Source organism: Sulfuricurvum sp. (assembly GCF_023250475.1).
Lineage (GTDB): Bacteria > Campylobacterota > Campylobacteria > Campylobacterales > Sulfurimonadaceae > Sulfuricurvum.
This window is the reverse complement of sequence record NZ_JAHFAQ010000134.1, coordinates 1-5,917: the sequence shown is the minus strand read 5'-3', so window position 1 is coordinate 5,917 and position 5,917 is coordinate 1. Positions and strand designations below refer to the sequence as shown.

7 protein-coding genes are annotated in these 5,917 nt (G+C 40.0%); 1 reads left to right on the top strand and 6 read right to left on the bottom strand.

Features of this window, described 5'->3' with window-relative positions; genetic code table 11:
- Window positions 1-29: 29 nt before the first annotated feature.
- Window positions 30-665, top strand: a complete 636-nt coding sequence (locus tag Q0C19_RS10590) for a Wzz/FepE/Etk N-terminal domain-containing protein (protein ID WP_295055810.1) — start codon at window positions 30-32, stop codon at window positions 663-665.
- 31 nt (window positions 666-696) lie between these two features.
- Here the strand turns inward: Q0C19_RS10590 and rfbB are convergent, their stop codons facing one another.
- The 6 genes from rfbB to Q0C19_RS10560 all read right to left on the bottom strand — a co-directional run.
- On the bottom strand, window positions 697-1,740 hold the full coding sequence (rfbB, locus tag Q0C19_RS10585; protein WP_295055808.1) for a dTDP-glucose 4,6-dehydratase: 1,044 nt from the start codon (window positions 1,738-1,740) through the stop codon (window positions 697-699).
- Window positions 1,737-2,606 carry a dTDP-4-dehydrorhamnose reductase gene (gene rfbD / locus Q0C19_RS10580; RefSeq protein WP_295055806.1) on the bottom strand — a complete coding sequence of 290 codons (870 nt, stop codon included), beginning with the start codon at window positions 2,604-2,606 and terminating at the stop codon, window positions 1,737-1,739. The genes rfbB and rfbD overlap by 4 nt, the downstream gene beginning before the upstream one ends.
- Complete coding sequence (gene rfbC, locus Q0C19_RS10575; RefSeq protein WP_295055805.1) at window positions 2,599-3,189, bottom strand: dTDP-4-dehydrorhamnose 3,5-epimerase; 591 nt, start codon at window positions 3,187-3,189, stop codon at window positions 2,599-2,601. The genes rfbD and rfbC overlap by 8 nt, the downstream gene beginning before the upstream one ends.
- Window positions 3,186-4,076, bottom strand: coding sequence for a glucose-1-phosphate thymidylyltransferase RfbA (gene rfbA, locus Q0C19_RS10570; RefSeq protein WP_295055803.1), 891 nt, complete (start codon window positions 4,074-4,076; stop codon window positions 3,186-3,188). The genes rfbC and rfbA overlap by 4 nt, the downstream gene beginning before the upstream one ends.
- Entirely contained in the window at window positions 4,076-5,137 is a 1,062-nt protein-coding gene (locus Q0C19_RS10565) for a GDP-L-fucose synthase (protein WP_295055802.1), read from the bottom strand. Before Q0C19_RS10565 ends, rfbA begins: the two co-directional genes overlap by 1 nt.
- A 3-nt stretch (window positions 5,138-5,140) precedes the next feature.
- A partial coding sequence (locus tag Q0C19_RS10560) for a GDP-mannose 4,6-dehydratase (RefSeq protein ID WP_295055800.1) occupies window positions 5,141-5,917 on the bottom strand: 777 nt, incomplete at its 5' end.

Sequence of the window (5,917 nt, the reverse complement as noted above, 5' to 3'; positions counted from 1 at the left end):
ATTGAGCTTTATTTAATAAAAGGAAAATTATGAATAATCAAGTAAATGCTATCCAAGAAATAGATGAAATCAATTTAAGTGAACTTTGGAAAACGCTTGTTAAACGCAAACGGACTATAACGATCACTACACTACTTATTACTATAGCTACTGCAATATATGTATTGACGGCTACACCGATATATAGAGGAAACGTACTGATCGAAGTAGGTGAAGTAATGAATGATTTTCAATATTCCAATACTACACAATCACCTACTGTTGTAGCTTTAGATAATATTAATAATCTTAAAGAAATTATTATGGCTACTATTCAAAATGGGAAAATGAATATTATAGTTCCTGATGGAACAACAAATCTTCTTAAAATTTCAATAGAAGGGCAAAATGACGCAGAAATAAAATTAGCACTAGATACTGTAGTGGAATTTATTCTGAACCGTCATCAAGAAAAATCGAAGTTTTATCAAAATGACGGTATGAAAATACGCATGACACATATCGTAGGAGAAATTCAGATCGGAAATGATCCTATATCACCGAAAAAAGGACTACTCATTGCAGTTGCATTAATTACTGGATTAGTATTGGGAGTTTTTTTAGCCTTTTTTAAAGAGCTTATAACTTCAAGAGATGAGATATTAAAGGCTGCGCGGGTAGAATAATATCTATTCTAAATACAATTCAAATTATTTTCTATTTAGAATTAAACTCTTGATCACTGCTAATCAGGTCTTTATTTAAATACCACTTGACCGTTTTTATGATTCCACTATCAAAATCCTCATCGGCTCTCCACCCTAATTCAGTTTCAATCTTTGTTGCATCGATAGCGTAACGGCGATCATGTCCGGCACGATCTTCGACATAGGTAATGAGATCTTTATAGCTTGAGCCGTTTAAGGACGGTTTCATTGTATCTAGCAGCGTACAGATGCGTTCTGCAATTTGATTGTTATTGCGTTCGTTGCGTCCGCCGATATTGTACACTTCTCCGCTGCGTCCGGTATGGTACACCAGATCGATTCCTTTGCAGTGATCCAATACATAAAGCCAGTCACGGATATTTTTACCGTCGCCGTAGATAGGAATGTTTTCTCCTGAGAGAGCTTTTCGGATAATAGTCGGAATCAGTTTTTCATTATGCTGTTTCGGACCGTAATTGTTAGAACAGTTAGTAATGACGGTATTCATTCCGTAGGTATGGTGATAACTGCGGACGATCATATCGCTTCCCGCTTTGCTTGCACTGTAGGGACTGTTAGGAGCATAGGATGTTTTTTCCGTAAACGAACCGCTTTCTCCCAACGTTCCATACACTTCATCAGTGCTGATATGATGGAATCGGCACCCTTCGTAGCCTGACTTATATAAAAAGGGTTTTTCCATCCACATTTTATAAGCGACATCGATGAGGGTAAAGGTGCCGTTGACATTTGTTTGGACAAACACCCCCGGATTTTTGATTGAGTTATCGACGTGGCTTTCCGCGGCAAAATGAATCACACCATGGATGTCATACTGACTAAAGAGTGATTCGACGAGAGGGCGGTCGCATATATCCCCTTTAATAAAGAGGTGACGTTCATTAGTTTGGGCTTCCTTAAGATTTTCGATATCTCCTGCATAGGTAAGGAGATCTAAATTGATTAGACGTACATTAGGATATTTTTCAAGAAAGTAAGGGACAAAATTACTCCCGATAAATCCGGCGCATCCGGTGACTAAAATGGTTTTCATGATTGTGCTCCTAATTCTTTTAAACATATTTGAAGAGAGTCTCTCCAATACGGGATGGTGATACCGAAATCATTTTTTATTTTTGCTTTATTCAGCAAAGAATAGTAAGGCCGCTTTGCCGTAGTAGGGTACTGGTCGGTAGTGATTGCTTCAACATAGCACTCAGTTCCCGTGAGTTCAAAAATTGCCTTGGCAAAATCATACCAACTTGCAGCGCCCTCGTTGCTGTAATGATAAATTTCTGGTGATTCATTGTTGATGCGCGGAAGAATCTCTAAAATCGTTCGCGCCAAATCTCTTGCATAAGTCGGAGTCCCTATCTGCTCATAGATAACGTTGAGGCTGCTGCGTTCTTTTCCAAGCCGCATCATCGTTTTAAGAAAGTTTGTTCCGAAGGCAGAATAGACCCAGGATGTGCGAATGATGATCGTATTGGAAGGAGTCGCCTTAATAATAGCATTTTCTCCATCTCTTTTTGTAGATCCATAAATTCCCTGAGGATCGGTAGGATCACTTTCGATATAAGGACGGTGGTTTTCTCCGTCAAACACATAATCGGTCGAAACATGGATAAAGGTAGTTTTCTTTTGTTTTGCTATTTTAGCCATTATTCCAACCGCACGATGATTGATCGTATCGGCCATATCATGGTCGCTCTCTGCTTTATCCACAGCAGTATAGGCCGCACAGTTTATGATAGCATCAAAGGTTTTGTCCTCGAAATAATTTTCAAGCATGCAAAGATTAGCAAGATCAAAAGTACTGCGATCGGTAAATGTAAAAGTATACTGTGGGTACGAGTTACATAACACTCTGATTTCGTTTCCCAACTGTCCGTTTGCTCCGGTAACTAGAATATTAGTCACGTTCACTCTTCAAAGGGTAGAGAGTATCAAGAAAATTAAAATGATCTGCTTCTGCAAACATCGGTTGCTTTGTGTCTTTAAGCGATAGTTGAAGTTTCTCTGTCGGAACAATCCAATCAATATTGAATACAGGGTCATTAAAGGCAATACCCCGATCATATTCAATACTATAGTAATTATCAACTTTATAGGCAAAGGTACATTTCTCGCTAAGGACAACAAATCCGTGGGCAAAGCCACGCGGGATTAGCAACTGTCGTTTATTCTCACCGCTAAGTTCTATTGCAACATGATGGCCAAACGTCGGTGAACCTTTACGGATATCGACAGCAATATCGAGGACACATCCATCAATGACACGGACAAGTTTAGTTTGTGCATAAGGGGGAAGTTGATAATGTAATCCGCGCAAGACACCATAAGAAGATTTACTTTCATTGTCTTGACAAAAAGGAATTCTAAATCCCAAAAAAGCCTCAAGTTTATCGGCACGAAATGTTTCAACAAAATAGCCGCGTTCATCCCCATAAATTTTCGGTTCAATGATAATGACGTCAGATAGAACGGTACGAGTGAATATCATTCGCCAACTTTCCCTTCATTAGCTCTACGGATTAGGTATTGGCCATATTGGTTTTTACTTAAAGGCTGAGCAAGTTCCAAAAGTTTTTCACGTGAGAGATATCCCATCTCATAAGCGATCTCTTCGATACAGGCAACTTTGAGTCCTTGACGGTTTTCGATGGTTTGAATAAACATACTGGCTTCCAAAAGAGACTCATGGGTTCCTGTGTCGAGCCAGGCATATCCGCGTCCCATCAGCTCTACTTTGAGGGCATTTCGGGCAAGATATTCTTGATTTACCGTTGTGATCTCAAGCTCTCCTCGATCTGAGGGTTTGACATTTTTAGCGATTTCGACAACACTATTGGGATAAAAATAGAGTCCTACCACGGCATAGGAGCTTTTTGGATTTTTTGGTTTTTCTTCAATAGAGAGAACATTTCCTTCTTTATCAAATTCGGCAACGCCGTAACGTTCGGGGTCTTTTACCCAATACCCGAATACAGTTGCTTTGTTCTCTTCTTTGACGTTACGGACAGATTGTGCGAGCATTCTTGTGAGTCCGTGACCGTGGAAAATATTGTCACCGAGCACCAAACAGACATCGTCATCCCCTATAAAATCAGCTCCGAGGATAAAGGCCTGAGCAAGTCCGTCAGGCGAAGGTTGGATGCAATATGAGAAGCTCATTCCGATTTCACTTCCATCCCCTAAGAGTTCTTCGAAATGAGGAAGATCAGATGGTGTTGAGATAATAAGAATTTCACGTATTCCCGCAAGCATAAGAACTGAGAGGGGATAGTAAATCATCGGTTTATCGTAAATTGGGACAAGCTGTTTGCTCACCCCTTTGGTGATAGGATAGAGACGTGTGCCGCTACCGCCTGCCAAGATAATTCCTTTCATTATGTCCCTTCTTGAATATGCTTTTCTTTGTACCATTCATACATTCGAGTAATTCCTTCTCGTAATTCAATCGTATGCTTCCACCCTAGTTCATTCAGTTTGCTCACATCGGTTAGTTTCTTCATCGTTCCATCGGGCTTGTCGGAATTGAAATAAAGTTCACCTTTAAAACCGATAATTTCTTTTATAAGTTCAGAGAGTTCTCGTATTGAAATATCTTGACCGGTTCCAATATTGATATGAGTATTTCGAATGTCATTTGTAGTACTGAAAGTATCTTTGAAATCTCGATTTTCCATTAAAAACACACACGCATCGGCCATATCTTCCGACCAGAGGAATTCGCGCATTGGCTTACCTGTCCCCCAAATCTCCACTCGATTTTTATCTACGCCAAAGTTTTTAAGATAACCTAAGGCCCTCTCTAAATTCTCCATATTTAAATCAGTTAGCACATTTTGGAAATTGTCATCACTCAATAGTTTTGCAAGATGAATTTTCCGTATAAGAGCGGGAAGAACGTGGCTTTTTTCGAGATCAAAGTTATCATTAGGACCATACAAATTGGTTGGCATAACGCTGATGAAATTTGTACCATATTGGAGGTTGTAACTCTCACACATTTTGATTCCGGCGATTTTTGCAATGGCATAAGGCTCATTCGTATATTCAAGCGTATCGGTGAGCAGATAATCCTCTCTCATCGGCTGAGGAGCATTTTTTGGGTAAATACAGGTACTTCCCAAAAACATCAGTTTTTTGACATTATATACATAACTTTGGTGGATGATATTATTTTGAATCATCAGATTATCATAAATAAATTCGCCGCGATAAGTATTATTGGCTACAATTCCCCCCACTTTTGCCGCCGCTAAAAATACATACTCGGGTTTTTCATCAGCAAAAAATTCAGAAATGGCACATTGGTTTGTTAAATCAAGCTCTGCATGGGTACGGGTTACAATATGAGTATAGCCACGGAACTCAAGGTTTTTAATAATAGCACTTCCTACAAGTCCTCGGTGACCTGCCACATAAATCTTACTGCTTTTGTCCATCATTTACTCGTAATAACTCATTGTTTTATATCCGCCCTCTTGGAGGTAGACATCTTTGGTCATTAACTTGAGATCGGATTTCATCATATCATCGACGAGTTGTTGAAGTTGATACTCTCGTTTCCATCCCAATTTTTGTTCTGCTTTAGTCGGATCACCGAGAAGAAGGTCAACTTCTGTTGGACGAAAGTAGCGGGGATCTACTGCTACTACCTCTTTACCGATTTCGACTTGGTAATCAGGGTTACTGCACGATACGATATACCCTTTTTCATCAACTCCGACTCCGCGAAATTCAAGAGTGATTCCGGCATAGGCAAATGCCATACGGACGAAATCACGTACGGTTGTTGTCGTTCCTGTAGCAATAACCCAATCCTCGGGTTCTTCGGCTTGAAGAATCATCCACATCATTCGGACATAGTCCTTGGCATGTCCCCAGTCGCGTTTAGCATCGAGGTTTCCTAGATAAAGTTTATCCTGAAGTCCCAAAGCAATTTTAGATGCGGCTCGGGTGATTTTACGGGTGACGAAAGTCTCTCCACGTACAGGAGACTCGTGATTAAAAAGGATTCCGTTACAGGCAAACATTCCATAGGCTTCACGGTAGTTGATAGTGATCCAGTAAGCATACATTTTAGCGACTGCATAAGGAGATCGGGGATAGAATGGAGTTGTTTCAGATTGCGGAGTTTCCTGTACTTTTCCGTATAGCTCAGAAGTAGAAGCCTGATAAATTTTCGTTTTTTTGCTAAGTCCTAGAAGCTTGACTGCTTCCAA

Bases quoted from the DNA above. Each gene is read 5' to 3' on its own strand.
- Q0C19_RS10590 (WP_295055810.1), top strand. From the start codon at position 30: ATGAATAATCAAGTAAATGCTATCCAAGAAATAGATGAAATCAATTTA.
- rfbB (WP_295055808.1), bottom strand. From the start codon at position 1,740: ATGAAAACCATTTTAGTCACCGGATGCGCCGGATTTATCGGGAGTAAT.
- rfbC (WP_295055805.1), bottom strand. From the start codon at position 3,189: ATGATATTCACTCGTACCGTTCTATCTGACGTCATTATCATTGAACCG.
- rfbA (WP_295055803.1), bottom strand. From the start codon at position 4,076: ATGAAAGGAATTATCTTGGCAGGCGGTAGCGGCACACGTCTCTATCCT.
- Q0C19_RS10565 (WP_295055802.1), bottom strand. From the start codon at position 5,137: ATGGACAAAAGCAGTAAGATTTATGTGGCAGGTCACCGAGGACTTGTA.